Source organism: Streptomyces sp. NPDC051576 (assembly GCF_040681835.1).
Lineage (GTDB): Bacteria > Actinomycetota > Actinomycetes > Streptomycetales > Streptomycetaceae > Streptomyces.
Genome location: NZ_JBFAZO010000019.1, coordinates 1 through 25,497, shown reverse-complemented (window position 1 = coordinate 25,497; position 25,497 = coordinate 1). Strand labels below are relative to the sequence as shown.

The following is a 25,497-nucleotide window of genomic DNA, read 5'->3' as shown; positions in this document are numbered from 1 at the left end:
TGGCCCGACGGTGCGCGCGTTCGACGCGCAACTCGGGGGAGTGTCGCCGTCGTGGCCGGGTCCGGGGACGCGAGAGGGCCCCGGTCGGCGGAGGTGAACGACCGGGGCCCTCGTCCCCCACTCCCGCGTTTTCGCGTCTTCGCGGATCAGATGACGGGCGGGCGGCCCAGCCGGGTCAGCCGCCACACCGTCCGCCAGCGCATGGGGCGCCGCTCCCCCGCCGGTTCGCGCAGGCCCTCGACGAACCCGCCGAACCACGCCCGCAGTCCGGCGCGCGACCGCGTCCGTACGAGGGTGAGCAGCGTCCAGACCCCCAGGTGCACCGGGATCAGCGCGAGCGGGAGCCGGCGGCGGACCAGCCAGACGCGGTTGCGGGCGGTGACCCGGTGGTAGATGGCGTGCCGGGCGGGCGAGGTCCTGGGGTGCTGGAGGAGCAGTTCGGGCGCGTAGCGGATGCGCCAGCCGGCGTCGGCTGCCCGCCAGGCGAGGTCGGTCTCCTCGTGCGCGAAGAAGAACTCGGCGGGCCAGTCCCCGGTCTCGGCGAGCATCGCCATGCGCAGCGCGTGCCCGCCGCCGAGGAACTGGGTGACGTAGCCGCCCCGCATCGGGTCGCCCGCGCCGATCCGGGGCACATGGCGGCGCTGGGTCTCGCCGTGCTCGTCCGCGATCCGGAAGCCGACGATGCCGAGGCGGGGTTCGGCGGCGTACAGGTCGCGTACGCGGCGCAGGACGTCGGCGTCGACGAGGAGTCCGTCGTCGTCGAGTTCCACGACGACGTCGATGTCGCCGAAGGCGCGGAGCGCGGCCAGGCCCGCGTTGCGGCCGCCGGGGCAGCCGAGGTTCTCGTCGAGGTCGATGGTGGTGACCTCGCCGGGCAGTGAGAGCCGGTCGGTGAACTCGGGGAGCCGGCAGCCGTTGCCGACGATCACGATGCGGGTGGGCGGGAGGTCCTGCTTGGCCACGGACTCCAGGAGCGCGTCGACCTCGGCGGGCCGGTTGCCCATGGTCACCACGGCGACCGCGATCCTCGGCTCCACCACGTCCCTCACTCCATCCGGCCGTCCGGCGATGCCCGCACCCCGAGCGCGCGGCACTCACCGTTCACCAAGATGTTGCCTCAGGTCGGCCGGTTGCCCCGACTCAAGTTCATTTTGCGGGACCTTTGTTGGGGCTTTGCCGGTTTTCCCTCCGCCGTACGAACTTCAGCCCCGACCAGTCCTCCCCCAGCGCGGCGACCTTCACGTCGACGACCCCGAGAGGCAGGAACACCTCCCGCAGTCCGTTCTCGGTGATGTCGCTCGCGTGCCCCGCGGCCTTGCGGGGCCAGGCGATCCACAGCATGGCGGTGTCGGCGAGGCCGAGGACGAGTTCCGGTCCTTCCGCGTCCAGTCGCCGCCGTTCCTGATAGAAGGCGACGGTGACGTCCGCCCCGCGCGGCCCACCGTCGGCGACCTCGCAGCCGTCGGGCAGGCCGGGGATGTCCCAGCCGTCGGGGGCGTGGTGCAGGTGGATCCGGTGGCCCGGCCCGACGCCGATCTTCCTGGCGAGCGGGGTGGCGGAGTAACCTCCGGCCGCCGTGGGGGAGTTGCTCATGGCCTGCCCTTCGTCCCGTGCACCGTTATGAGGAAGTGACGCATGGTTCACCTGATGATCCAGGGACCGCTGTTAATCTCCTGCGCATCTTGCATGGGGGGACAGCCGGGGGGCTGTACATACGCAGACACGTCACGGAACTCGCCGACGCGCACGCGCACTCGGCCACCGCCGTCCCGCCACGCCCGCTCCTCGTCCAGGAGGCCGCGTTGGCCCGTCGTACCACCGCTCGTGGCGTCGTCGCCGCGCTGGCGGTTCTTGTCGTGACCGCAGGCCCCGGCCCGCTGTCCGTGCCGGCCGGGGCGGTCGGGAACGCCCCCGTCGCGACCGAGAAGGTCTTCCAGTCGGACCGCTACGTGCCGCGCGGCGACCGGATCTACAGCGCCGGTCCGAGTGGCTATCTCCATGCGCGGGAGGGTAGTTCGGGCTACCTCTGGACGTCGTACGACAGTGGTACGACGACCACCGCGCTGGACGACGTCAACCGACTGGAAGTCCCCGGATACCTCGGGTCGTCGTCCGACGTCGTGACCGAGATCGTCTCGCCCACCGCGAAGGTCGTCCTCAAGGACATGGCCGCCGGTACGAGCACGGACGTCGCCCTCACGCACGGCAGGTACTGGGCGACCTACGGCACCCATGTGCTGACCCAGTGGAGCAACAGCAACAGCAGCCAGCACGCGCTGTATCTGTACGGCGGCGGCGCGCCCGCCGACGGTGCCCTCGTCGAGGGGCTGCCGGCCGATGTCACCGTCAACTACACCGTCCTGGGCGGGGACAGCGGTACGGCGGTCGTCAGCTACTTCCATGCCGACGAGCGTCACCTCGCGCTGGTGGACCTGGCCACCGCGAAGGTCACCGGTGATGTGACGGTGCCGGTCGCGCCGGTCGCGGTCGCGCTGAGCGCGGACCGCCTGGTCTGGTACGGGGCGAGCGACACCGTGCACATCCTGGACCGCGCCGACCTGTCCGCCGCCGGGACGACGGTGCCGCTGCCCGTCACCGAGGGCACCCCGTATCTGGGTGTCACCGGGCGCTGGCTGATCGTCGCGCGCTCCGTGCCCGCGTCGCCGTCCGACCTGGCGAACAAGGCCGGTGAACGACTGATGGCCGTGCCCCTCGCGGGCGGCGACGCGGTCACCCTGCTCCCGCGCGCGAACTCCTCGCTCGTCGCGGCCCCCGACGGCAGCCTGCTGACGGTCGGCGGCACCGACTCCGCGCACTGGGCGGTCCGCCGGATCACCGACACCGGCGCGGACACACCGACACTGACGGAGCTGAGCGCCGTACCGCCTGCGGCCTCGACCATCAGCCGACTGTCGATGCAGAACGGCACCCTGGCCACGGACGAGACCAACAGCACGTTCACCGGCGGCTACTACACCCGGCGGATCGCCGCCGACGGAACACCGGACGCGCGGACCTTCCGGAGGTTCGACAACCTGGGGACCGGGCCGTACGCCACCGGCGACGGACGCGTGGTGACCTTCACCGCCGACTCCGACCCCGTCGGGTCGTTCGTCCAGTCGATCGACCAGCACGACGACGCGGGGTTCTTCTATCTGCCCTCCGCCGCCGGGAACATCCTGGACGTCTCCGGCCGCTACGCCCTCGTCAACGGGGCCTCCCCCAGCAAGCAGTACGTGGGTGACCTCGGTGTCTACAGCACCCTGGAACCCATCGTCACCCGCTCCGTCACCGCCGCCTCCGTCTGGGGCACCAAGCTGTGGACCCCGGGTACCGGCACCGGCACGGTCACCGCGAAGGACCTGAAGAGCGGGCAGACCACGGACACGGTCGCCACCGGCGCCCCGTGCGCCGCCAAGGAGTTGCAGGTCGTCGGCCGGTGGATCTACTGGTCCTGCGGCCCGACCGCCACGGCCGGCGTCTTCGACCGTACGACGAAGAAGAACATCACCGTCGCGTCCGGCGAGGCGCTGCTCGGCGACGGCTATCTGGTCCGGCACGACACGACGGCCGGGACGCTCCAGCTCACCGCCTTCGCCGACGGCACCGCGACCACCCGCACCATCGGCACGCTCGCGGCGGGCGCGGGCAACTCCAGCCTGCGCGGGGTGACTTGGACCGTCGACAAGTTCGGCGGACCGGCGGCCTACGTCGACGCCGACCACCGGATCCACCTGGTGCCCAGCGGGGTCGCCCCGCAGCCGCTCGCCGTCACCGAGTCCGACGCCACCCAGAGCGGCGCGGTCAGCAGCCCGTGGTGGCAGTACCGCGCGGTGCTCTCCCGGCCCGCCGCCTCCTGGACGGCCACGCTCACCAGCAAGGCGACCGGCGCCGTGGTCCGTACGCTGACCGGCGGCGAGGTGGACGGCACCCTCACCGCACGCTGGGATCTCCGAAACAGCTCGGGCGCGCTCGTGCCCAACGGGGCCTACACCTTCAAGCTGACGGCCACCCCCGCCGACGGCTCGGGCGCGGCGCTGACGATGTCCCGGACGGTGGCCGTGTCCACCGGCGCCGCCGTACGCCGCGACTTCACCAACCGCACCACCTGGGGCCCGGACGGCATCGGCGACATCCTCGCCCTCTCCTCCAACGGCGTCGTCAACTACCGCCCCGGCAACGGGACCGGCGGCTTCTCCGGCGCCATGTCGGCCTCCGGCTGGCCCTCGACGGTGACCCTGGTCCCCTTCGGCGACCTCAACGGCGACCGCCAGAACGACGTCCTCGTCCGCTTCGCCGGCGGTGAGCTGCGCGTCTACCGCACCTACCGCGGCCAGGCATTCACCACCTCCACCCCGCACACCTCACTGGGCACCGGCTGGAACCAGTACAACCTGCTGACCTCCCCCGGCGACCTCACCGGCGACGGCCTCCCCGACCTGATCGCCCGCAAGACGTCCACCGGCGAGGCCTTCCTCTACAAGGGGACCAGCACCGGCAGGCTGTCGGCGCGGGTGCGCATCGCGACCGGCTGGAACGGCTACAAGAAGATCGTCGGCATCGGCGACTTCAACGGCGACGGCCGCGGCGACCTCCTCGCCCAGGACAAGTCGAACACCCTGTGGCGCTACGACGGCAACGGAACCGGCGGCTTCAAGCCCCGCGTGAAGCTCGCGACCAACTGGGGCTCGAACTACAACGCCGTCATAGGCGTCGGCGACCTCACCGGCGACGGCAGGCCCGACCTCGTCTCCCGCGACACGGCGGGCACCATGTGGCGCAACACCGGCAACGGCAAGGGCTCGTTCGGCCCGCGCGTGAAGATCGCCACGGGGTGGCAGACGTACAAGGGCCTGTTCTGACCCCTGCCCTTCTACTGCTTTTCTACTGTTCTTCTTCTACGACAACGGTGCCCCGTCTCGATCGAGACGGGGCGCCGTGCCGGTGTGTGCGTGCCTTCGGGTCAGCCGGCGACGACGAACCTGGCGGCCATCGACACGAACTTCGTGTCACCGTCCTCGGCCGTCGCCAGTGCCGAGACGTACCAGGTGCCCTTGGCCAGGTCGGCGGCCTGCTTCTTCGTGACCTTCAGTGCGTAGGTGCAGTGGGACGTGTCGTGGGAGGTGCGCTCGCACGTGGCGGACTCGGCGTGGCGGAGGTCGGCTTTGGTCGGGACCAGCGCCGAACTCGCGGGCCACGCAACGACCTTGAGACTTCGGACCCCCGAGTCGTCGTTGACGTCCACCGCATAGGTGAACGAGCCGGCGCGGCTGTCGGTCGGGGCGACATAGCGGGTCGAGCCGTGCGCGAGGGTCGCCCCGTTGGCGGCGGACGCGGTGGAGGCGGCGAGCCCGCCGGCGATGATCCCGCCGGTCGCGACGACACAGGCGAGCGAGGACAGGACGGCGCGCTTGGACACGGGCATGGACATGGTGGATCCCCCTGGGGATGTGTGGGTGGTGACGGAAGCGGTGGTCGTCCGCCTTCTCGATGTGATCGAGCCTATGAACGGGACGGGGCGTCGTCCTCCGGCTGCCGGACGGTTGCCGCGTCGAACCAGAGATAGAGGAGGGCGGGGCCGGAATCCCCCTCCAGCCTGAGTCGGGCCCTTGACCTGCGCCCATAGCCTTTGAACGTCATGAAACGAACCGACGACCGGCTGCTCCCGGTCCTGCTGATCTGCGCCCAGGCCCTGGTGTGGCCAGGGGCGCCACTCCTGCGTGGCACGGCGCCGACCGCGGCCGATCTGCTCGTGGCCGCCCTGGTCGCCGGACCGGTCACGGCCGCGCTCGCCCTGCGCCGCGGCCGCCCGGTGGTCACCCTGATCGTGGTCGCCGCGGCCTGCGCGCTGGGCGCCGGCCCGCTGCCCACCGGCGCGATGGCGGTCCTCGGCACCGCGGGCGTCGTGCTCGCCCTCTTCACGGTGGCGACCGAACGCGACACCTTCACCACCGTCCTGTGCGTGGTCACCCTCGCCGCCTGGCAACTGCTGCAGAACATCACCCTGCACGGACTCAGCGACCACAACGGCCTCGACCTCGTCCTGACGGCTCTCCTCTACGTCACCGCGTGCGGCGCGGGCCTGTTCGTACGACGGACCCGGCGCGCCCGTCAGGCCGCCCAACTCCTCCTGCACCGGGCCGAGACCGAGCGCCACCGGCTCCCGGCGGCCGAACGGCGGCGGATGGAAAGGGAGTTGCACGATGTCAGCGCCCACCATCTGACCGCCGTGGTGGTCACCGCCGGCGCCGCTCTCGGCCTGCGCGAACGCCGTCCCGAACTCGCCGCCGAGGCACTGGAGTTCGCGACCGAGACCGGCCGCGAGGTGACCCGCGCCCTCGGCGCGGTCCGCGCACCGGCCCCCTCACGCGAGGAACTCCCCTCCCCGCGCGAGCGGTTGACGGCCCTGATCGCGGGCTTCCGCCGCCTGGACCAACCGGTCGAGTACGAGATCGACCCCCTCCCGGACGGCGCCGTCGCGGACGCGACCTACGGCATCGTCCGCGAGGCCCTCACCAACGTGGCCCGCCACGCACCCGGCGCACACACGACGGTGACCTGCCGCTACGGCGACACCCGCACCGAGGTCGTGGTCACCAGCGCGGCACCGCCGTCCGGTACGGCGGCCCACGGCGCGGGGCTCGGCGGCGGCCGGGGCCAGGGTTTCCTGCGGTCCCGGGCCCGCGAGGCGGGCGGCACCCTCACCACCGGCCCCACGGCGGAGGGCGGCTGGGAGGTACGCGCACTCCTCCCCGGCCGCACCGCGGCCCCGGTCGCCGACTCGGTGCCGCGCAGCTACCGGCTGGCCCAGGTCGTCGCCGCGATCGGCCTGTGCGTACAGCCGCTCCTGCCGGTACTGATCATCCGGACACAGACGACATCGAGCGGTTCGCATGTCTCGGCGGGCGTCTTGTTCGCCCTGCTGGCAGCGGCCCAGGCGGTCACCCTGCTGTGGCTGCGCAGGGCACCTGGCGTTGCGAAGGGCACGCTGCTGGGCTTGGCGCTGCTGTGGCCGGTGGCGATGGAGGTGGGCGACTACACAGGCCCGGTGCTGTTGCCTCCGGCGCTGGGGATGTTGGCAACATGCGTGCCGCTGATTGCCCTAAAGGGGCGCGGGGAACTGCGCACTCAGCTACAACAGACCCGCACCTACCAACTCCCTTGGGTCTCCATCCCCCTCTTCTTCCTCGCAGCCACAGCCGCACACGCAACGGCCCTGACGATCGCCGTCCTCCACCGAGGCACAACACTCCCCACCTGGACGATCCCCACAACAGCAACTGCCGCCACTGCCCTGATAATTGGCGCGGCAACCTACACCGGCACCCTGCACCGCATACGCACCGAGGCCACCCAGAACACCCAGACCCAACGCCTCGCCACCTGGACGGAGGAAGCCGTACGGGACGCCTGGGCCGAGCGCCGCAGGATCGCCGCCGGCCTGGAGACCACCGTGCTGGCCCGCACCGCCGACATGATCGCGGAAGCACAGGCCGGCCGACTGGAGGCGACGGCGACCCGCGCCCGTGAGGCGCTCGCCGCGATGCGCGCCCTGCTGGACGCGGTCCGCGACGGCGAGACGGCCCCCGAACTGCGCCCCCAGCCCACGCTCCAGGCCCTCGACCTGCTCGCCCACCAGTGCCGGGCCACCGGCCGCGACGTGGAGATACGGCTCACCGAGCGGGTGCCGGGACGCCTGCCCACCGAGGTCGACCTCGCCGCGTACCACGTCGCCGAGACACTCCTGGCGACCGGCGACGAGGAGCCCGCCGTACTCGAACTCGACGCGGTCGACGGTACGTTGACGATCACGGCCACCGGTGTGCCGCGTGCCGCCGACGCCGCCGTACGGGACCGGTTGACGGCGCGGATCGCGCCGCTGGGCGGCACCCTGACGACCGGCGGGCCGCCGGGCACGGTCCAACTCCGGCTGCCCTTCACGGTGGTGCCGGACGACGAGGAGAGAGAACGATGAGCCTCAGGGTGCTGGTCGTCGACGACCAGGGCATCGTCCGGGCGGGGTTCGCCGCCGTGATCGACGCCGAGGACGACATGACGGTCGTCGGGGAGGCCGCCGACGGCGCTACGGCGGTGGTGCTCGCCGCCGAACTCGCCCCCGACGTGGTGGTGATGGACGTACGGATGCCCGAACTGGACGGCATCGCCGCCACCCGGATCATCACCGGCAAGGAGAACGCGCCCCGGGTCCTCGTCCTGACCACCTTCGACCTGGACGCGTACGTCTTCGACGCGCTGCGCGCGGGAGCCTCCGGCTTCCTCCTCAAGGATGTGCACGCGTCCGAACTCCTCGACGGTATCCGGGTGGTGGCGAGCGGCGAGAGCGTGCTGGCACCGTCCGCGACCCGCCGGCTGATCGGCCACTACGCGTCGGGGGCGGGATCGGGCTTCCGCGCCGACCCCAACTCCGATGCGGGGAAGGGTCCGCGCGAACTGGAGAGCCTCACCGACAGCCAGCGCAACGTCCTCTCCCTGCTCGCCTCCGGCCTCAACAACGCGGAGATCGCCGGGGAGTTGGGGATCACGGTGGGCACCGTCAAGTCCCATGTGAACGCCCTGCTCCGCAAACTCGGCCTGCGCGACCGCGTCCAGGCCACGATCCTCGCCTACGACCTCGGCATCGCCCGCCCGAACCCGCCCGGCGCCGACCACCTCTGACCCACCACCCTTGGGAGTACACCCCGTGACCGGTACCGATCCCGGCCGTCCGCCCCTCCACCGACTGGGCCTGGTCCTCCGCAACCCCTTCGCCCTCGCCTACCTGCTGATCTGCGCGGCCCTCCTGATCTGGGCCCTGGCCGTGACCCTCACCGACGACTCCGGCGAGTCCATGGCGGGCGTCATCCCCGTCCTCGCGACCGCCCCGGCCAGCCTCGTCTTCCTCGTACTCCCGGACGGCGCCCCGATGTTGATCGTCGCCATCGTCATCGGGGCCCTCGTCAACGCGTCGGTCATCGGCTGGTGCGCCCTTGCCCTGAGCCGGGGCAACCGGCCGGACGCGACGCGCTGAGTTCCTCGGGACCTCACTCCTTGACCGGGGTGTCGCCGTTCATGCCGAAGCGGGGCGAGCACTGCTCGTCGGACCGGTCGCTCGCGCTCCAGACGCAGATCCACATCGTGGTGCCGGAGTTCGGGACGAAGTTCGTCTTCGCGGCGCCCCAGGAGGCGCTGAAGGTGTATGCGACGCCGTCGCTGCGGTGGAGCTGGGCGCTGCACGTCTTGGTGAGGGAGGTGTTGAGCACGCCCGCCAGTTCGCCCGAGCCGTTGTCGTCCAGCCAGGCGGAGCAGGCGGCGTCGTTGCCGAACCAGGCGGTGTCCGCCTCGGAGCCCTTGACCTGCGCCGGGTCCTCGCTGCCGTTGACGCCCTTGATCGCCGACGAGGTGACGCGGGGGGCGGCTGCCGAGGACTCGGCGGCGGCAGGGCCCGAACGCGTGCTGGACACGCTCGGGGAGGCGGTCGCCTCCGTGCCGACGGAGCCGGCCGGGGCCGGGGCGGCGGACTTGGCGGTGGCCGAGGCCGAGGAGCTCGGGCTCGCGGAGGACTTTCGCGTCGTCCCGGCCACGGGCTCGACGGTGGTCGGTGAGCTGTCGGGCGCGTGCGCGGTGCCGTGCCGCGTGGACGTGGGCGGGAGGAGTTCGAACGCCGCCGCGGATCCGAGGGCGATCACCGCCGCGATCGGAAGCAGGAGCAGGAGGAGCTTCTTGCGCGGGTGGCGGCGTGCCGCCGGGGACGCGGGCACCGTCTCGGACTTCGAATCCGCGGCCGGGCCCGGCGGCGGAACGGTCTCCAGCTTGCCGACCGGCGTCGCGGCGAAGGCCCGTCGTGAGGCGATGCGTGCCATGACCTCGGAGGGCCAGGACGGGGGCGGAACGGGCAGGTGAGCGCGGGCCGCCTCCGCCAACTCGCGGGCGGTCGGGCGGAGTTCGGGGGCCGTGGCGAGACAGGGCTCGATGAGGGCGGCGAGGTCGGCGTCCACAGCGCGCAGCGCCTCCACGTCGGGGACGACGCCGGGTGTGCGGCCGGAGGCCGCGTAGAGCAGGAGCGCCCCGAGCGCGTAGACGTCCGCGGGCGCGTCCACGTCCTCGTCCCCGGACTGCTGTTCCGGCGCCGAGAACCCCTGTGTCCCGTAACTGCCACCGCTCTTGGTGAGCCTCGCCTGGTCCGCGGCGCGCGCGATACCGAAGTCGATCAGTTGCACGCCGTCGCGCACCAGCATCACGTTGCCCGGCTTCACGTCACGGTGCACGATTCCGGACGCGTGTACGGACCGCAGGTGGGCGGCCGCCTCGGCGAGCAGCAGCCACAGCGCCTCGGCGGGCAGCGGGCCGCGCAGCCGCACCGCCTCGTCCACGGTGAGTCCGGGGACGTACTCGGTGGCGAACCATGCGCGTTCCGCTGTGCCGTCGCTCGCCAGGACCCTCGGCGCGACCCCGGCCGGGACCCGGTAGAGGATGCCGACCTCACGTGCGAAGCGCTCGCTGGGGACCAGCCGCGGCCGGACCCGCTTGACGGCGGCGTAGCCCTTGTCCGACACCCCGAGATAGACCTCACCCATACCGCCCGTGCCGAGCAGACCGATGATGGTGAAGCTGCCGATCTCCTGCGGATCGTCCGCCCCGAGCGGTTCGGCGATCGTACTGTCCAGCATCAGCAGGTCCCCCGCTGCTCGCGATCACGGCGGGCAGGTTATCAGCAAGTCCCCTCCCCACACGGCGCGTTGACGGCGGGCACACGCATACGACGGCGGGGACCGGTCCTCCCGGTGCGCTCCTACACTGACGCGAGCCGAGCCGGAGGTAGGGATCAGGGATATGGCGTACGGAGACTTTCCACCGCAGATGCTGCCGCCCGGCAGCCCCGCCGGCCGAGTGCCCTCGGCACCGCCCGGGACGATCTTCGTCCTGGGCCCGGAGGGCGGGTACGCCGTGCCGCCGCGCCGGTACGCGCTGTTGTTCGGGCGCGACCGCGAGGACGTGCATGTGCCGGTCGGTATCGACGACCCCACCGTCAGCCGTCGGCACGGGGTGTTCACCTGCACGGGTGCGGACGGCGACTGGTGGCTGTTCAACACCGGCAATCTGCCGATCGAACTGCCCGACGGCGCGCTCATGCTCACCGGCCACAAGCGGATCATCGAGTCCGGGTACACACCGCTGGTGATCAACTCGTCCAAGCGGCGCTCCCACCTGATGGAGGTCCGCGTCGTCGACGAGGACGACCGGCACCCCCGCTCCACCAGCAGCGCCGAGACCGTGGATCCCGAGACGGTCTACGAACTCTCCCCGCAGGAGCGGCTGGTGCTCACCGCGCTCGCCCGGCGCTATCTGGAGGGCCATGACGCCTTCCCCCACCCGCTGGCCTGGGAGGAAACCGCCCGGCTGGTCAACGCCTCGCCCTATGTGACCAAGTCATGGACCTACAAGTCGGTCGCGAACACGGTCGAGGACGTGCGCGAACGGCTGCACCGGCGGGGCGTACGCGGACTGCTGCGCGACGAGGTCGGCGAGCCGGTCGGCTCCACGCTCAGTGTCAACCTGATCAGGGAACTGCTGAAGACGGCGACCCTGAGCGCTCAGGACCTGGAGCTGCTGTCCGGCAACGCCTGAACGGATCACGACCCGAGTGCCCCGGCCGATCAGACGATCGGCCGGGGCACTCGGGTTTCTCAGCGTTCCGCCTCTTGCCGGGCTTCGGCGGCGTTGTAGGTGACGTGCATGGTGCCGTCCTGGACCGCGAAGACGGCTGCTTGGCCTTCCGCGGAGGTCTGTTGGTGCGGCTGCGGGTGCGGTTGTGATTGCTCAGGGGGAGGCGTCGTGTTCGTCACGCGGTTGTTGTCGCCGACGATGAAGGTGCCGGAGACGTCTCCGGCGTGGATGTCTCCGTGGGTGGGTTGCGTGGGCATGACCGGCCTTTCGTGGTAGGGCTCGGGGAGGGTCAGACGCCGCAGTCGGTCTGCAGGCTGTCCGCGGCCGAGTTCATCTCCGAGGCCTGACTCGACGCATCGGCGTCGGAAGCCTGCGGATCGCTCTCGTACGACTGGTACAGGCTCACCAGTTCCTGGGCGGAGGTCAGCATGTCGTTGAGGTCGGTCACCACGGAGGGGTCCTGGGCCTGCGATACGGCCTCCTGGAGCGTGGACTCGATGGCGTTCACGTCGCTGATGACGGTGCTGACGTCGGAGAGCAGCGCGCTGTCGTCGGGAGGGGTGGACGTCAGGCCCGAGTTGTAGTCGCCCATGGCACTGTTGTAGGAGTCGACCTCATCGGACGCGACGGCGACATCGACGGAGTACTGCTGCATGTCGGATGTCAGGTCCGGGATCACCGTCGCGCACACGGGATCGACGGTGGGCGCGGTGTCGTCGGTGGTCGAGGAGTCGTCGGTGGTCGAGCTGTCGTAGTCCCAGTTCGGCGTGGTGACCGGGCTCGTCGGCACGACGTCCGAGGACGGGCTCGGCCGGTCGTTCGCGTAGACCGTGAAACCGACGCCCAGTACGGCGGCCAAGCCGACCGTGCAGGCGACGGCGAGTGCTGATACTCCGCCTTTGAAACCCCCTGCGGCGACGACGTGCCCGGTGTGGGAGCCCGCGCTCACGGCGTGCGTCGGCTGGGCGGCGTGGGTGTGCGCCTGCGAGAGGTCGATCCGCTGCCGTATCGGTGCGGTGGCATGTGTGCCGGTCACATGGCCGGCGCCATACGGATGTTGGGCGGAATGGGAGAGGTCGACCACCTGCCTCGCGCCGGGCGCGTGCGGGGGAACATGCACGGGAGCCGGAGCACCGGACGTGGCGGCGGTCGGATGTGCGAAGGCCGGCGTGTTGCTCACGACATGCGACGGGGGAACCGCGTGGACCGGCGGTGCGGTGGTCGTCGCCACGTGGGCGGCCTGGTGCGTGGTGGTTGTCATCGCCTGGGCGGTCTGCTGCGTGGCGGTTGTCGCCACCTGAGCGCCCTGCCCCGCCGCCGAATGCGCCAGCAGGGCCGCGAGTTCATGCCCCAGCACCCCCGCCTCAAGCGCCAAGGTCGCCGTCAGCGCCCCCCGGCTGAGCGCCTTCTGGCGGGTGCGGGCCTCGTGCAGGAAGAACTCCTCGCCCTCCTTGTCCCCCACACTCGCCGCCGCCGCCCAACCCGCTCCGAGCAGGCTGCCCCACGCGTCGAACTGCCGGGACAGTGCCAGCTTCGGCGAGGCGGCACGGGCCAGCTTCACGCCGAGCCGCGCGTGTCCGCGCTTCTCCGCTCGCAGCACCGCGACGTCCAGGGCCTGGAAGTGCGCCGCGACATCGTCCGGGGTGGTGCCCTTCTCCTCCACCCACACGGTGAGCGCCCGGCAGAGCTGATCGGCGGGAAACTCCGTCGCCCGGCTCTTCAGCACGCACTCGGCGACGTCCTGCGGACAGCCGTAGCCGGTCTCCGAGGCGACCAGCAGACCGTGCCGCACCAGGCCGTCGGCGAGCGTCCCGGCGTCCGGCCGGCCGAGCAGGTCGGTCAGATGCCGGGCGGCCAACTCGGCGCCGGACAACGAGCCGAGCAGATGCAGCAGGTCGAGCTCCGGCGGCTGGAGCGTCCTCAGCAGCGCGGGAAGCAGTTCGGGGAGGTCGGCGACGCCCGGCAGCCCCTTGCCGGTCGAGGCCGACAGGGCGATGTGCCGCAACCTGAGCGGGTTGCCGTCCACCGCGCCGCACAGCGCCTCCACGGTCCGCGCCTCGTCGCTCCGCAACGCGCGGGCCAGCACCGCCTCCACCAGCTCCGCCCCCGCCGGGGCCGTCAGCCCTGCGAGCCGGATCGTGTGCACGCCGTCGACCGCGGACGGCTGCCGCGAGGTGAAGACGAACGTGGACCGCTCGGCCAGGTCGAAGAGCCGGCGCAGGTCGTTCTCGTCGAATCCCGCGTCGTCCAGGTAGATCCGCAGCCGCAGTGTCTTCAGATGCTCCTTCAGCACCTCCAGCGACGGCTTGTAGTTCGGCGCGTGGAAGGTGCTGTCGAAGATCGCCTGAGCGATGTCGTCCGCCGTGCGCCGGCCGACCTCGATGTAGGCCGCGCCGTCGGGCCCGCGCTCCGTCGTGCGCGCGAGGTGGCGCAGCAGCGCGCTCTTGCCGACCCCGGACTCGCCCCAGATCTGCACCAACTGCCGTGTCCTGACCGCCTCTTGCAGTACCCGGACGTCCCGTTCGCGTCCGATCAGCGACTCGGCGGCGGACCGCGGCAGGTGGGAGATCTCCTCGCGCTTGACCGGATCCGGCAGCGGACCGTTGTGCACGGTGTTCCAGTCACCCACGATCACCGTGCCGGACGTGTCGCCGATCCGGATCCACCGGGCACCGTTGTCCTCCGGCCCCGGATCACCGTTGTTCTCTGGCATCTGCTTCCCCCGTCCTCTCCGACGCTCGGGTCCCGGCGCTCGGTCATGCTGGCGCCGACCCGGCGCGCGAACCCGGCGCTTTTATGTGTTTGGTGAGATCGCCGACGATTCGGCGGGCCCGGCCGCGACGGCGATCCGGGCAAGGCGGTCCAGGTCGGGGATCGTGATCCTGCGGTAGCCGGTCACGATCGCGTCCGCGTCCCGCAGCGCCCGCAGCGCCTTGTGGATCGACGACTCCGCCGCGCCGACCAGGGTGGCCATCTCCGGCTGCGACAGCGGGAGTTGGGCTTCGTTCTGGTCGGGACGCCCGTAGGTGACGGCCAGGTGGTGCAGGATCCTGGCCAGCCGCCCGAGCACGTCGCAGCCGGTGAAGTCGACGATCCGGCCGGTCGCCGTGCGCAGCTTGGCCACCACGCTCGCGCTCAGCGCGAGCCCTATGGCGGGGTGCTGTCTCGTGCACTCCAGGAGTTCGGAGCGCAGGATGTAGCGGGCCAGCACCTGGCCGCAGGCGGTGACGGTGCCGACGCGCGGCCGGCCGTCGATCCCGGCGAGTTCCCCGACCAGGTCCCCGGCCATCCGCACGGCCAGCAGTGCCTCACGGCCGTCCTGCGCGCGTGCGGTCACCTTCACCGTGCCGCCGACCAGCAGCAGCGCGAAGTCCGAGGTGTCGGCCTCGCGGATGGTGATCTGGCCGGCCGGGTAGACCACGCCGTGGCCGAGTCCCAGCAGGACTCCGCGCCCGGCCTCGTCGACCCGCCCGAGCAGCCCTGCCGGCGGCCAGTAGGCCGCGCCCCGGCGACTCCGTGTGTTGCTCATCGGCCACACCTCTCTCCCTCGTACGGCCGAAGCCGCACAAGCAGTAGTAGTAGCCGTTCTACCCGGGGACCCCTCCTCTACGATCTCGTCAATCATTCTCACGGCACCGAATGACGGGCCCGAATAAGGACCTGGATAACGGACCCGGCTAACGGACCCGAATAACGGCACCGATCAACAGGGCAGACGGCACATCGATCTTCGAATTGCCGACCCCGTCGTAATTGCGGAGGGATTGTGAATCCGAGGTATGAATACCGCGCGCTGCTGGCATGCGACATCGCGGGTTCCGCGGGTCGCGGCGAGCGGCGGCTGCAGGAGATCCGCGGGGTTCTGCGTTCCGCGCTGTCGGGCGTCCTCGACAGCGCGGATCTGGACGCGCGGGCCTTCTCCTACGTCGACACCGGCGACGGCTGTCAGCTCGTAGCCCCGGCGGCGCTGCCCAAGGCCGGACTCCTGTTCCCGCTCCTGCCCGAGCTGGGCCGGCGGATCCGCGAGCACAACCAGCACGCCGGCCCGGACACCCGGATGCGGATACGGGCCGCGGCGCACGCCGGGGAGATCCGGCTCGATCCGGACGGCACCGTCTCCGGCGCCCCCTTCGAGGCACTGGCCCGGCTGCTCGACTCGGCCCCGCTGCGGCACGCGGCCGTGGCCGGCCCGAACGGCACCCCGGTGGCCGCGATCCTCTCGCGGCACTTCTACGAGGAGACGGTCGGGCACGGCTACGAGGGGCTCGACGCCGACGCCTTCACCGCGGTCGACGTCCGGGTCAAGGAGTACGCCGCGCGGGCCTGGCTCTGGTATCCGGGCAGCCCCGTCGGACCGCACGTCGACTCCGGCCGGGATTCGGGTCGGGAAGCGGTGCGGGATTCAGGCCGGGATCCCGGTCGGGAAGCGGTGCGGGATTCGGATCGGGACTCCGGCTCCGGCTCCGGCGAGCAGCCCGCGGAAACCGGGGCGCGGTCCGTGGGACAGCTCGTCCAGGCCACGGGACACGGCACGGTCTTCGCCGTCCACCGGGGCCACCAGCACATCCGTCACAACGACCGGGGTTGATCCGCGCGATGAACGAGGAACTCGCCGAGCTGGCCGCGAGCGGCGCCACCGCTCTGGTCTCCGCGATGGGCACCGATCTCTGGGGAGAGGCGAAGCTGCTGATGAGCGGCGTCCTCGCCCAGGTTCGCGGCGGCCGCCGCCAGGAGCTGTCCGCCGCGCTGAACCAGCCGTCGACCGCCACGAGGGGAGCGGTCGACGGCTCGGTCGTGGACTACTGGACCACGGCCCTGTCCCAATTGCTCGACCGGAACCCGGCGCTCGCCCAGGACGTCATGGCCCTGACCGAGCTGTACACCCGCCGCATTCCGGACATCGCGATCCAGGTCAATTCAGCCACGAATTCCGGTGAATTGTTCGCGGTGCAGCACGGCACCCAGCATTTCGCCTCCGCACCGAATTCTCGCGATCACGATCACTGTCACGATTCCGAGGAACGGCCGTGATCCGGGACGACAGCCGTAAAGGCGGCTTCATGGACGAGGGATGGGTGCGCGCGGTCCTGCTCATGGCCGTCGTCATCGGGGCCTTCGTCGAGGTCAGCACGCCACATCGGCGCTACGGCCCGCTGGTCGACGTGTTCGCCCTCGCGGCGGTGGGTGTCGTCGGCGCGGCGGCCGTGCTGGGGTCCGAGGCCGCGGCGACACTCGCCCGGCAGCGGGACCGGCTCGAACAGCAGGCTCAGCCCAACCCGACCGGTTCGGTCTGCCGCTTCGTCACCGCGCCGACGGCGCCGGCGATGCCGGCCCAGCCCGCGAGACCCCGGCCGTTCCTGCGCGAGCGGCCGACCGACCTGAGCGTTCCCCGCTTCGGCGACGGCGCCCGTGCCCAGGGCTACCCCTGGCTGCTGCCGGAGCGCACCGTACAGAACGGCATCGCAGCCGACGAGGCCACGGTCGGCGCCTTCACCATCCGCGCGGCCTCCGTCATCGGGCCCGGCCACCGCTGCGGCCAACCCGCCGAGCCACGACAGGACTCGTACCGCATCGGGCGGAGCCGGGACAGCCGGTACGCGATCGTGGCCGTGGCCGACGGCCTGTCCAGCGCGGCCTGGTCCGACGCCGGGGCCACCACCGCCTCCAGCCGGGCCGTCACCCTGCTCCGCGAACAGATCGACGCGGTGGGCTTCGGGGGGCTCGACGTCAAGGAGCTGTACGGCCGGACCGCGGAATCGGTCGCCGCGCACGCGGCCGGACGCGGCGTCGACACCTCGCACGTGGCCACCGTACTGATCACCGCGGTGGTCGCGGAGCCGGACCGGAACGGCGTCGCGCAGGCCTGGGTCTCGTGGCTCGGCGACAGTTCGGCCTGGACGCTCGACCCGCGCGGCGCGCTGTGGCAGCTCTCCGCGGGCGAGGCCAAGGACCGCGCGGCCGCGGTGGTCTCGAACGAGGTCGCCGGGCGGCTGCCGGACACACCGCACCTGGCCATGGGCCACTACGTCACGCTGGCCCCCGGCGCCGCCCTCGCCCTGGTCACGGACGGGATCGGCGACGCGTGGGCGGACCGGGCGGGCAACGTCAACGAGTACTTCGCGAACGCCTGGCGCTCGCCGGTCCCGGCCACCCGGTTCACCGCCGACGTCGGCTTCGACGCACCGCAGTGCCTCGACGACCGTACGGCTGTCGTGGTGTGGAACGGCGGCCGGCCATGACCGAACCCCACCTCGTCGGCGGCGCCGAAGCCGCTGCCGACGACAGCGACGACGGTGACGCGGCGGCCGATCCGCGGGGCTGGGCGCTGCCGCGCGACGTGAGCGTCAGCGATCTCGGCTCGCTCGCCGACCCGATCTCCGAACACAACGGCCAGGCCATCGCCGTAGCACCACTCATCGACCATCCGGGCTGGCTGGCCAAGCTCTACCGGCCCGACCAGCACCCGGAGGACGCCCACCGGCTCGACCTGCTGATCTCGGCTCCGGACGCGTTGCCGGCGGCGGATCGTGCGGCCCTGTACGCCGGGACGTGCTGGCCCGCGGCCCGCATCCACGACTCCGGCAACCCGGCCGTCGGCTGTGTGATCCCGATCGCGCCCGAGGAATACCGTTCCGAGCTGCGGCGCGGCACCTTCAGCGAGCGCCGCTTCGTGGAGATCGACTGGCTGGCGAAGTCCGACGAGTCGATCCGGCGGATCGGACTTCCGCGCCCCGGCTTCGAGGACAGACTGGCCGCCTGCCGCCAACTGACCGAGCTGGCAAGGATTCTGGAGAGCCTGGGCCTCGTCTATTCGGACTGGTCGTTCTCCAACGCCTTCTGGAGCCCGGCCCGACGCTCCGTCTACCTCATCGACGTCGACGGCTGTCAGCCGAGGAAGATGCCCGACATCCACCAGCCGAACTGGGCCGACCCGCTCACCCCGCAGGGCACCGACGCGGACACGTACACCGACCGCTACCGGATCGGACTGCTCGTCGCCAAGTGCCTGACGGGCCGGCGCGACGCGCACGCCTTCCACACCGTCGCCAAGTCCTCCTGGCAGAACCAGCCCGCCGTATCCGAAGTACTGCTGGACATGCTGCTCGCGACCGACCGCGAACGACGGCCATCGGCCGCCCAGTTGAACCAGGCGCTGAACAGCGGCCCCTATCTCAGGCCCGCACCACGCCCGACGCGCACGGCCCTGCCCGCGCTGCCGCCCACGATCGTCCCGCACCCCCTCGACCCGGACCCGGTGAAACCCGTGAAACCCGAGCCGAAGCCCACCACCGTCCCTCCGAACACCTCGCAGGGCGGGTGGATGTTGGCGCTCCTGTTCGCCTTGGTCCTGGCCCTCATCATCGTCCTCAACCACTAGCTCAGAAGCTCAGAGGTGCACCATGTCACTCTGCCTGCCCACCTATGTGGTGATCGACGCGTCCTCGTCGATGAAGGAGCACGAAACGGTGCTCAACGCCACCCTCTCCCGTCTGCACTACAGCCTGGCGTCGAATCCCCGCGTCTCGGAGTTCGCCCGGGTCAGCGTGATCGCCTTCTCCACCGATGTGCATGTGGTGATCCCGATGTCGGACATGGAGCAGGTTCCCGTCATGCCCGAGGTGATCTGCGGCGGACGCACGGAGTACGGCAAGACCTTCGACCAGTTGCGGCAGTCCATCGAACAGGACGTCAGCGACCTGAGGACGCAGAACTTCAGCGTGCTGCGGCCGACGGTCTTCTTCCTGACCGACGGCGGCCCGACCGACACGAACTGGCAGCGCTCCTTCCGCACGCTGGTGGACAAGGACTGGCCGCGCCACCCGCACCTGATCGCCTACGGCTTCGGCGGCGCGCGGCGCGACGTGCTGGAGCAGGTGGCGACCAAGGCACTGTTCATCGCCGACGGTACGGACACCGAGTCGGCGCTGAGCGAGGCGATCGCCGGTCTGCTCAACACCCTGGTCGCCTCGTCGAAGACCGGCCAGATGCAGATCGCCACCGAGGTCAAGGGCTTCAAGTACGTCCCGGTGACCCAGGAATACGTGGACTGATGGCGAACATCGACCCGCGGTCCACGGAATCACGCTCCCTGCGCGCCTCCGTCGGCCTGACCGTACTGGCCGCGGTACTGCTCACCTGCGGCGCGGCGGCCGAGGCGACGGGCAACTTCCTCGCCCCGTCGGCGAACGGAAGCGGAGGCGCAGGCGGAAGTGGAGCCGAAACCGGCTCACACTCACCGGCAACCAGCCGACGGACGCCCACCGCCACCCCATCCCACGCCCGCCCTCACCTCTCCAAGTCGCCTTCGCCGTCGTCAGCGTCGCTGTCTCCCTCGCCGTCGCTGTCTCCCTCGCCGTCGTCGTCGCTGTCGTCGCCGAGCTCCCTCACCGGCGGCGGTTCGCCCACGGGGTGAAAGGGGGCAAGGCGTCCGGCGCACGTGTGGACTGGGGCGGGACGGCTCAACGGGGAGGGGGCCCAAGTCGTCCCACGGTGAGGGTGGTTCGGGGGCCTTACGCGGGCGCGGGATGCCGGCATTGCCGTCGGGGTGCTGGTTGATCCAGCCCAGGCCGCCGATGTCGAGTCGATGACGGGCACGCGTGACGGCGACGTAGGCGAGGCGGTCTTCGGCGTCGTCGATGATGACGTCGACACCGTGTTCGTCGACGAGGTCGACAAGCGGCAGCAGGTCCCGGCCGGCGTGGGCCAGCGCACGCGGGGTCAGGCCGCCACCGACCAGCACGACTCGGCGCCCCGCCTCCAGTTGACGCATGACTTCGGGCATCGCCCCGAAGTCGCTCATGACGTCCCGGACCCCGCACCAGCCGTAGATGGCCTGGGCCGAGTCGCCGACCATCACCAGCTGGGGTCCACTCCGATGGTTCTGCAGGTCGTCCCATGCCCTGGGTGCGTTCATGCGCGGTCTTGAAGGCGATGTACCGCCCACGCCTGCCGGTGTGCTCCTCGCCACCGGAGGGGTTGTCACCGACCCGTCAGCAAGACTGCCGCTTGGCTGCCTGCGGTGCTGTCGACCGGACGGAGAGACGAGCGGAGGTCGCTGCAGGACATCCACAAGCCGGCCGCCTGCCCGTAGAGCCCAGCACACGCGTCCCTGGACGCAACGACGCCCCGCCGACCGGCACTTGGTCGACGGGGCATCACCGGGTGTGGCGTCGGAATGTGTCAGCCGATGTAGCCGGCGACGTCCGCGATCACGTTGGTCGTGCTGTTGGTGTAGAAGTCCACCTTGCCGTCGGAGCCGACCGGCGCGATCACCTGGTTGGAAATCGTCTTGCCCTGCACCCAGTTCAGGTTGGAGGCCGTCGGGCGGCTGCCGCCGTCGGCGAAGGCGGTGAGGTAGCCGCTGCCGGTGGTACCGGTGACGGTGACGGTGAGCACGACCGCCTTGACGCCGGCCGGGATGCCGTCGGCGCCGGAGATCTGCAGGGCCAGGGTCTTGCCCGAGCCCAGGGGGGTGGACGTACGGGTGTCCAGCAGGCGCAGCGGGGTGACCGTGTCGAAGGTCGAGCCGCTGGTGGAGAAGTAGCCGGAGACGTCGGCGATGACGTGGCTGGTGCCGTGGACGTAGATGCTGACGTTGCCGTCGCTCGCGATCGGCACGACCACGAGGTTGGGGATGGTGGTCCCGGTGGCCGACCAGTTGACGTTGGAGGCGGTCGGGCGGGTGGCGCCTTCGGGGTAGGCCTCCAGGTAGCCGCCGCCGACGGTCTGGGTCGCCGTCAGGTTGAGCACCACGGAGGTGGCGCCGGTCGGTACCCCGCCGTGGCCGCGGACCTTGAGGCTGACCACCGCGTTGGAGATCTTGGTGGTGGTGGAGATGCCGACCTTGGAGCGGGTGTCCAGCAGGCGGGCCGGGGCCAGCGCCGTGTACTTCGAGCCGGTGGTGGTGCTGGTGTAGTAGCCCTGGACATCGGCGATCAGGTGGGTGGTGCTGTTGGTGGAGAGGTCCACCACGCCGTCACCGGCCACCTTGACGGTCGCCGAGGCCGCGATGGTCTGGCTCGCTCCGGTCCAGTTGAGGCTGCTGGTCGACGGCTTGGTGGTGCCGTCGGCCCAGGCCGTCACCGAACCGGCGCCGGTGGTGCCGGTGACCGTGAGGTTGAGCACGACACCGGTGACGCCGCTGCTCGGGATCCCTCCGACGCCCTCGACCTTGACCGGAGCGGTACCGCCCGCGACCAAGGGCTTGGTGGTCGGGATGGAACTGAGGCCCCAGCCGGTGCCGTTGCGGGTGTCCAGCAGGCGCTTGGGGCTGCTGAGCGGGTGGAAGGTCGAGGCTCCCGTGGCCGCCGTGCCCTTGGCCGCGCACAGTGCGGTGGTCAGGCCAGCCTCCTTGGGCGAGCCCAGGCCGGTGACCTCGTCGTAACCGGCCGCCGACGTGAAGCCGGTGGCGTATGTGGAGTTGTTGCCGCTGGTGACGTCCCAGAAGTTCGTCGGGTAGCTGCTCCGCGCGGCCTTGTAGAGGGCGTTGTTGAGGAAGCCGACCCTGCCGTTGGCCTGGCAGGCCGTGCCGGCGTTGGCCTGGACGATCGCGGCGGCCCAGGTCGGTGCCGCGCCGCTGGTGCCGCCGATGATGGCGGGGAGGGGGCTGGAGGACTGGCTGTTGTCCTGCAGGTAGATCGGATAGCCGGTGTACGGGTCCGCCAGCGCGGAGACGTCCGGAACGGCACGCTTGGCGGTGGTGGCGACACCGCCCTGATAGACGACTGGAGCCCAGCGCGAGGAAACGCCGCCACCGGTGCCGCCGATGTCGTTGTTCCACGTCGTCTGGGTCGCGCTGCTGCCCGAACCGGTCATCGTCGTACCACCGACGCCGGTGACATAAGGCTGGCTCGCGGGGTCGTCGACGGCCTTGGCGGTGGAGCCGGTGGCGCGGTAGCAGTCGCTTGAGCCGTCGTCGCCCGAGGCGGCGACCACGCTCTGGCCCTGGGCGGCGGCCTCCGCGAAGACGTTGTTCTCGGCGTTCGCGGTCGCGCTGCTCTCGACCGCCTCGCACTCACCCCAACTGGTGGAGATGACCTGCGCCTGGTCGTCGGTGACCATCCGCTGGTAGACGTCGAGCACGTTCTGGTCGGTCGCGGACGCGGCGTCCGGGCCCTGGTAGTCGATGATGCTCGCGCCGGGCACCAGACCGATCAGGTCATCGATGTCGAGCGCGGACTCCACGCCGACCGATCCGTCGGTGGCCGGTGCGCCGGCCCCTGACGTCGTATCGACGTACACGGTGGAGACCGAGGTGCTGGTGCCGACGCAGGACTGGTACGCGGCGATACTGCCGGCGTCGACGTTCTCCAGCTCGAACACGGCCACGGTCTGCCCCGCACCCACGGTGGCGGAGCTGGTCATCCCGTAGGTACCGGCCAGCTTGCCGGGGCTGTAGTAGTCGGTGCCGTCGGCGAGGCCCGAGCCGGTGAAGTCGGCGCAGAGCGCCGGGCTGTACGCGTTGGCGGTCACCGTGCGCGAGCCGCGTCCGGAGACGGTGGCAGAGCCGGTCCTGCTCGCGCGACGCGCCGCAGTGTGGTGGCCGGCGACGGTGTTGACGCTGCTCAGGCCGACGACCCCGGTCACCGACGCCGCTACGTCCGCGGGCAAGGAGGGGGCCGACGTGTTGAGGTAGTCGGTGGTGCCGTCCTTGAGCCGGACGTTCCGGAAGCCGGTGGCGAAAGCGTGGGACGCCTGTGCGGCGGTGGCGGTGACCGGTATGGACAGGCCGTCCGGGCTGACCTTGCCAGGAGCGAGACCGACCGCCTTCAACGCCCGTGAGACCCCGGCGATGGTGGCCCGCGTAGGACCGAAGACCGAGGCGAACTGCCCCTTGGCCAGGTAGTGGTGATACTGGGCGTTCCCTGGTGTGGACACCGCGGTGACGAAGTCCGCCAGCGACTGCGGGTCACGCGGGGCCAGGTTCACACTGAGGTGCAGCGTGGTTCCCGACGCGGTCGCGCCGGTCACCGTCGCACCCGCCGGGACACGCGGAGCGGTCCCTATTCGCTTGGGTGCGTCCGATCCGGGCGTTCCCGTTTGGGCGACCGCGCCGTTGGCGGTCGCGGTGACGACGGTGAGGGCGACGGCAGCGGTGGACGCCGCCATGATCACCCTGGCCCGTCTGCCGGTCTTGACTGCCGCGTGTCCGGGACGTCCCGGCGCGGCGTGGGCCTTCTTGGCCATGCAGAAATCTCCTAGGAACTGACACACCGTCACATCTGTGGTCGTGACGATGGCCGAAGCGTCACTCGGGCCGACGGGTGCATCCGTGTCACCAGGAGCGCAGGCGCTATCCCCCTTAACCGAAGTGTGCGCATTTCTTATCAGGACTGGACAGTTACTGTCTCTGTCCGACCGGGAACCATGAGCGGATCTTTACGCCACCGCAGCGGGGCGAGCGTGTGCGCGACGTCGTCGAGTACCCTCCGCGCTCCCCCGACCTCGTGCCATGCCGCCGGACGAGCAGCGGTTCCAGCCGACGACCGTGGCGAGTCGCCGACAGCAGGAAGCAGCCGCCAAGGGCCAATTACGGGACCCCAGTTGCGCAGCATCGCTTTGCGTGGCCGAGGCGAGCCTCAAGCACCATGTACACATGGGGGCCCGATGGCGTCCCGCCATGTGCTGCAGGGACCAAAGCACCGGAATCCGCAGGCCGGGGACGGTCGTTGCACCCGATCGGTTGTCCAACTCGCTTTACCGGGACGGCCCGGTCGGCCCGGACAACCGCGCCTTCTCGCCTCGGTCGCTTTCCGGGGTCACCGGCGCCGTGTCGCACTCGCCGGGAGTCAGCACCCTTCGGCTTGCCAGGGCGACGCCCGCTTTGTCCGAGGCGGCGTCAGCCAGCCCTGGGGATGACACACTCAGGAAGTGATGAATTGGATCAAATACCGTCCCAGTTAGAGGAGTTACCGGTCTCTCTCCCCCGCCCCCCGCGGATCTCGCGCGCAGCGCGTCCAGTCCAGTTCCCCGCGCAAGCCGGCTCGTCCAGGACCAGGCGGTGGAGCTTGGCCTACACCCGGGCCCTGCTCCACTCGGCGAACCGCCGCCGCGGACGGGCTGAAGCCCGGAGGCCGCCCGTCAGGACCAGACAGTCGCGACGCCGCCGACCCTCACATCGACGAAGGTCGCATCTCCCCTGTCGCCCCAGGGAGCGACAGACTCTGATGGAGTGTCACGCACGCCTGTCCACCGGTTGTCCACCGAGACCCGTTACGCATGCCTGGCCCATCCCTCTCGAATGAGCAAAGGACCAGGTCAGAGGCCGATACTGTCTACACAGTCACGGAGACCGGGGTAATCTGGCCCGACGGTTAGGGCGGATGGATGCAAGGGATCCCTCAAAGAGTGAATGGACGCCCGCCCGTGTGCTTGCCGGCGTTGTCGCTGACGGCAGCCGTCACTTGGCGGGTCTCGCGGCGGCCGTGCCCGCGTGCCCTGAGCGCTGGTGAAGCCCGGTTCAGCGAGGCACCCGCGGGCACGCTGAGCCCTGGCTAGACCGACGAACAGCGGAAGCGCGTCTGGGCCATCGAGCGGCGGCTGCGCCGCCTGACCGCTCTCGTGATCACTGAGCTCTTTCAGAGTGGTCATTGATCGGGTGACGAGTTGGCGTACCGCAACAGACGAGGCTCCTCTGCCGTTGAGAGAGGTGTTCGACGTCTCAACTCATCAGCGCAGGAGCCTCGTTGGTGTCCCATCCTGCCGCACTCGACCTGCCTCACGCGCTGGTTGAAAAAGCTCCCTACGTTGTTCTGCGGGCTGTGGTGAGCCCCTCGTATGGTTCACCTACCCAGGGGCGCCGGGTGTGGTTGAAAACGCTCTGCCGCTTGTGGC

Annotated in this window: 18 protein-coding genes and 1 pseudogene; 10 read left to right on the top strand and 9 right to left on the bottom strand. The window is 70.9% G+C overall.

All coding sequences use genetic code 11. The features are described 5' to 3' along the window. Window positions 1-146: 146 nt before the first annotated feature. Both AB0M63_RS42715 and AB0M63_RS42710 read right to left on the bottom strand, forming a co-directional pair. On the bottom strand, window positions 147-1,040 hold the full coding sequence (locus AB0M63_RS42715) for a glycosyltransferase (RefSeq protein ID WP_366023205.1): 894 nt from the start codon (window positions 1,038-1,040) through the stop codon (window positions 147-149). Between the two features lie 106 nt (window positions 1,041-1,146). Further along, window positions 1,147-1,593: a DUF3052 domain-containing protein gene (locus AB0M63_RS42710; RefSeq protein WP_366023204.1), complete on the bottom strand. Its 447-nt coding sequence runs from the start codon at window positions 1,591-1,593 to the stop codon at window positions 1,147-1,149. An 89-nt stretch (window positions 1,594-1,682) separates the two neighbouring features. On the opposite strand from AB0M63_RS42710, the gene AB0M63_RS42705 reads away from it, so the two are divergent. Further along, complete coding sequence (locus tag AB0M63_RS42705; RefSeq protein ID WP_366023203.1) at window positions 1,683-4,862, top strand: FG-GAP-like repeat-containing protein; 3,180 nt, start codon at window positions 1,683-1,685, stop codon at window positions 4,860-4,862. A 101-nt stretch (window positions 4,863-4,963) separates the two neighbouring features. Here AB0M63_RS42705 and AB0M63_RS42700 read toward each other — a convergent pair whose 3' ends face one another. Next, window positions 4,964-5,431, bottom strand: coding sequence for a DUF5707 domain-containing protein (locus AB0M63_RS42700; RefSeq protein ID WP_366023202.1), 468 nt, complete (start codon window positions 5,429-5,431; stop codon window positions 4,964-4,966). A 207-nt stretch (window positions 5,432-5,638) separates the two neighbouring features. Here AB0M63_RS42700 and AB0M63_RS42695 point away from each other — a divergent pair, with 207 nt between their 5' ends. Genes AB0M63_RS42695 through AB0M63_RS42685 form a run of 3 tightly spaced genes read left to right on the top strand, consistent with a single transcriptional unit; the run spans window position 5,639 to window position 9,028 of the window. Then, window positions 5,639-7,975, top strand: coding sequence for a histidine kinase (locus AB0M63_RS42695; RefSeq protein WP_355907771.1), 2,337 nt, complete (start codon window positions 5,639-5,641; stop codon window positions 7,973-7,975). Further along, window positions 7,972-8,676, top strand: a complete 705-nt coding sequence (locus AB0M63_RS42690; RefSeq protein ID WP_355907768.1) for a response regulator transcription factor — start codon at window positions 7,972-7,974, stop codon at window positions 8,674-8,676. Before AB0M63_RS42695 ends, AB0M63_RS42690 begins: the two co-directional genes overlap by 4 nt. Before the next feature lie 25 nt (window positions 8,677-8,701). After that, window positions 8,702-9,028 (top strand): hypothetical protein, encoded by a 327-nt coding sequence (locus tag AB0M63_RS42685; protein WP_355907765.1) that lies wholly within the window; start codon window positions 8,702-8,704, stop codon window positions 9,026-9,028. Between the two features lie 13 nt (window positions 9,029-9,041). Here AB0M63_RS42685 and AB0M63_RS42680 read toward each other — a convergent pair whose 3' ends face one another. Further along, window positions 9,042-10,667: a protein kinase gene (locus AB0M63_RS42680; protein ID WP_355907762.1), complete on the bottom strand. Its 1,626-nt coding sequence runs from the start codon at window positions 10,665-10,667 to the stop codon at window positions 9,042-9,044. Between the two features lie 163 nt (window positions 10,668-10,830). Between AB0M63_RS42680 and AB0M63_RS42675 the strand changes: the two genes are divergently transcribed. Further along, on the top strand, window positions 10,831-11,625 hold the full coding sequence (locus AB0M63_RS42675) for an FHA domain-containing protein (RefSeq protein ID WP_355907759.1): 795 nt from the start codon (window positions 10,831-10,833) through the stop codon (window positions 11,623-11,625). Window positions 11,626-11,684: 59 nt separating this feature from the next. Here the strand turns inward: AB0M63_RS42675 and AB0M63_RS42670 are convergent, their stop codons facing one another. The 3 genes from AB0M63_RS42670 to AB0M63_RS42660 form a co-directional block, all read right to left on the bottom strand. Beyond that, complete coding sequence (locus AB0M63_RS42670; RefSeq protein WP_366023201.1) at window positions 11,685-11,921, bottom strand: hypothetical protein; 237 nt, start codon at window positions 11,919-11,921, stop codon at window positions 11,685-11,687. A gap of 32 nt (window positions 11,922-11,953) precedes the next feature. Further along, on the bottom strand, window positions 11,954-14,377 hold the full coding sequence (locus tag AB0M63_RS42665) for an AAA family ATPase (protein ID WP_366023200.1): 2,424 nt from the start codon (window positions 14,375-14,377) through the stop codon (window positions 11,954-11,956). Between the two features lie 81 nt (window positions 14,378-14,458). Beyond that, entirely contained in the window at window positions 14,459-15,193 is a 735-nt protein-coding gene (locus AB0M63_RS42660; protein WP_366023199.1) for a Crp/Fnr family transcriptional regulator, read from the bottom strand. A gap of 237 nt (window positions 15,194-15,430) precedes the next feature. On the opposite strand from AB0M63_RS42660, the gene AB0M63_RS42655 reads away from it, so the two are divergent. Genes AB0M63_RS42655 through AB0M63_RS42635 form a run of 5 tightly spaced genes read left to right on the top strand, consistent with a single transcriptional unit; the run spans window position 15,431 to window position 19,715 of the window. Then, window positions 15,431-16,252 carry a hypothetical protein gene (locus AB0M63_RS42655; protein WP_366023198.1) on the top strand — a complete coding sequence of 274 codons (822 nt, stop codon included), beginning with the start codon at window positions 15,431-15,433 and terminating at the stop codon, window positions 16,250-16,252. An 8-nt stretch (window positions 16,253-16,260) separates the two neighbouring features. Continuing rightward, window positions 16,261-16,695 (top strand): hypothetical protein, encoded by a 435-nt coding sequence (locus AB0M63_RS42650; protein ID WP_355907744.1) that lies wholly within the window; start codon window positions 16,261-16,263, stop codon window positions 16,693-16,695. Then, window positions 16,692-17,903, top strand: coding sequence for a protein phosphatase 2C domain-containing protein (locus AB0M63_RS42645; protein WP_366023197.1), 1,212 nt, complete (start codon window positions 16,692-16,694; stop codon window positions 17,901-17,903). Before AB0M63_RS42650 ends, AB0M63_RS42645 begins: the two co-directional genes overlap by 4 nt. After that, entirely contained in the window at window positions 17,900-19,042 is a 1,143-nt protein-coding gene (locus tag AB0M63_RS42640; protein WP_366023196.1) for a hypothetical protein, read from the top strand. Before AB0M63_RS42645 ends, AB0M63_RS42640 begins: the two co-directional genes overlap by 4 nt. A gap of 22 nt (window positions 19,043-19,064) precedes the next feature. Further along, window positions 19,065-19,715 carry a VWA domain-containing protein gene (locus AB0M63_RS42635; protein WP_366023195.1) on the top strand — a complete coding sequence of 217 codons (651 nt, stop codon included), beginning with the start codon at window positions 19,065-19,067 and terminating at the stop codon, window positions 19,713-19,715. A gap of 485 nt (window positions 19,716-20,200) precedes the next feature. Here AB0M63_RS42635 and AB0M63_RS42630 read toward each other — a convergent pair. After that, window positions 20,201-20,527: pseudogene (locus AB0M63_RS42630) on the bottom strand (hypothetical protein); the annotation flags it as partial. A gap of 317 nt (window positions 20,528-20,844) precedes the next feature. Further along, window positions 20,845-23,850, bottom strand: coding sequence for a S53 family peptidase (locus AB0M63_RS42625; protein ID WP_366023194.1), 3,006 nt, complete (start codon window positions 23,848-23,850; stop codon window positions 20,845-20,847). Window positions 23,851-25,497 lie beyond the last annotated feature (1,647 nt).

Excerpts from the sequence above, each read along its gene's own strand:
- AB0M63_RS42680 (WP_355907762.1), bottom strand. The coding sequence starts at position 10,667 with ATGCTGGACAGTACGATCGCCGAACCGCTCGGGGCGGACGATCCGCAG.
- AB0M63_RS42625 (WP_366023194.1), bottom strand. The coding sequence starts at position 23,850 with ATGGCCAAGAAGGCCCACGCCGCGCCGGGACGTCCCGGACACGCGGCA.
- AB0M63_RS42660 (WP_366023199.1), bottom strand. The coding sequence starts at position 15,193 with ATGAGCAACACACGGAGTCGCCGGGGCGCGGCCTACTGGCCGCCGGCA.
- AB0M63_RS42640 (WP_366023196.1), top strand. The coding sequence starts at position 17,900 with ATGACCGAACCCCACCTCGTCGGCGGCGCCGAAGCCGCTGCCGACGAC.
- AB0M63_RS42670 (WP_366023201.1), bottom strand. The coding sequence starts at position 11,921 with ATGCCCACGCAACCCACCCACGGAGACATCCACGCCGGAGACGTCTCC.
- AB0M63_RS42690 (WP_355907768.1), top strand. The coding sequence starts at position 7,972 with ATGAGCCTCAGGGTGCTGGTCGTCGACGACCAGGGCATCGTCCGGGCG.
- AB0M63_RS42635 (WP_366023195.1), top strand. The coding sequence starts at position 19,065 with ATGTCACTCTGCCTGCCCACCTATGTGGTGATCGACGCGTCCTCGTCG.
- AB0M63_RS42675 (WP_355907759.1), top strand. The coding sequence starts at position 10,831 with ATGGCGTACGGAGACTTTCCACCGCAGATGCTGCCGCCCGGCAGCCCC.
- AB0M63_RS42650 (WP_355907744.1), top strand. The coding sequence starts at position 16,261 with ATGAACGAGGAACTCGCCGAGCTGGCCGCGAGCGGCGCCACCGCTCTG.
- AB0M63_RS42710 (WP_366023204.1), bottom strand. The coding sequence starts at position 1,593 with ATGAGCAACTCCCCCACGGCGGCCGGAGGTTACTCCGCCACCCCGCTC.
- AB0M63_RS42700 (WP_366023202.1), bottom strand. The coding sequence starts at position 5,431 with ATGTCCATGCCCGTGTCCAAGCGCGCCGTCCTGTCCTCGCTCGCCTGT.
- AB0M63_RS42665 (WP_366023200.1), bottom strand. The coding sequence starts at position 14,377 with ATGCCAGAGAACAACGGTGATCCGGGGCCGGAGGACAACGGTGCCCGG.
- AB0M63_RS42695 (WP_355907771.1), top strand. The coding sequence starts at position 5,639 with ATGAAACGAACCGACGACCGGCTGCTCCCGGTCCTGCTGATCTGCGCC.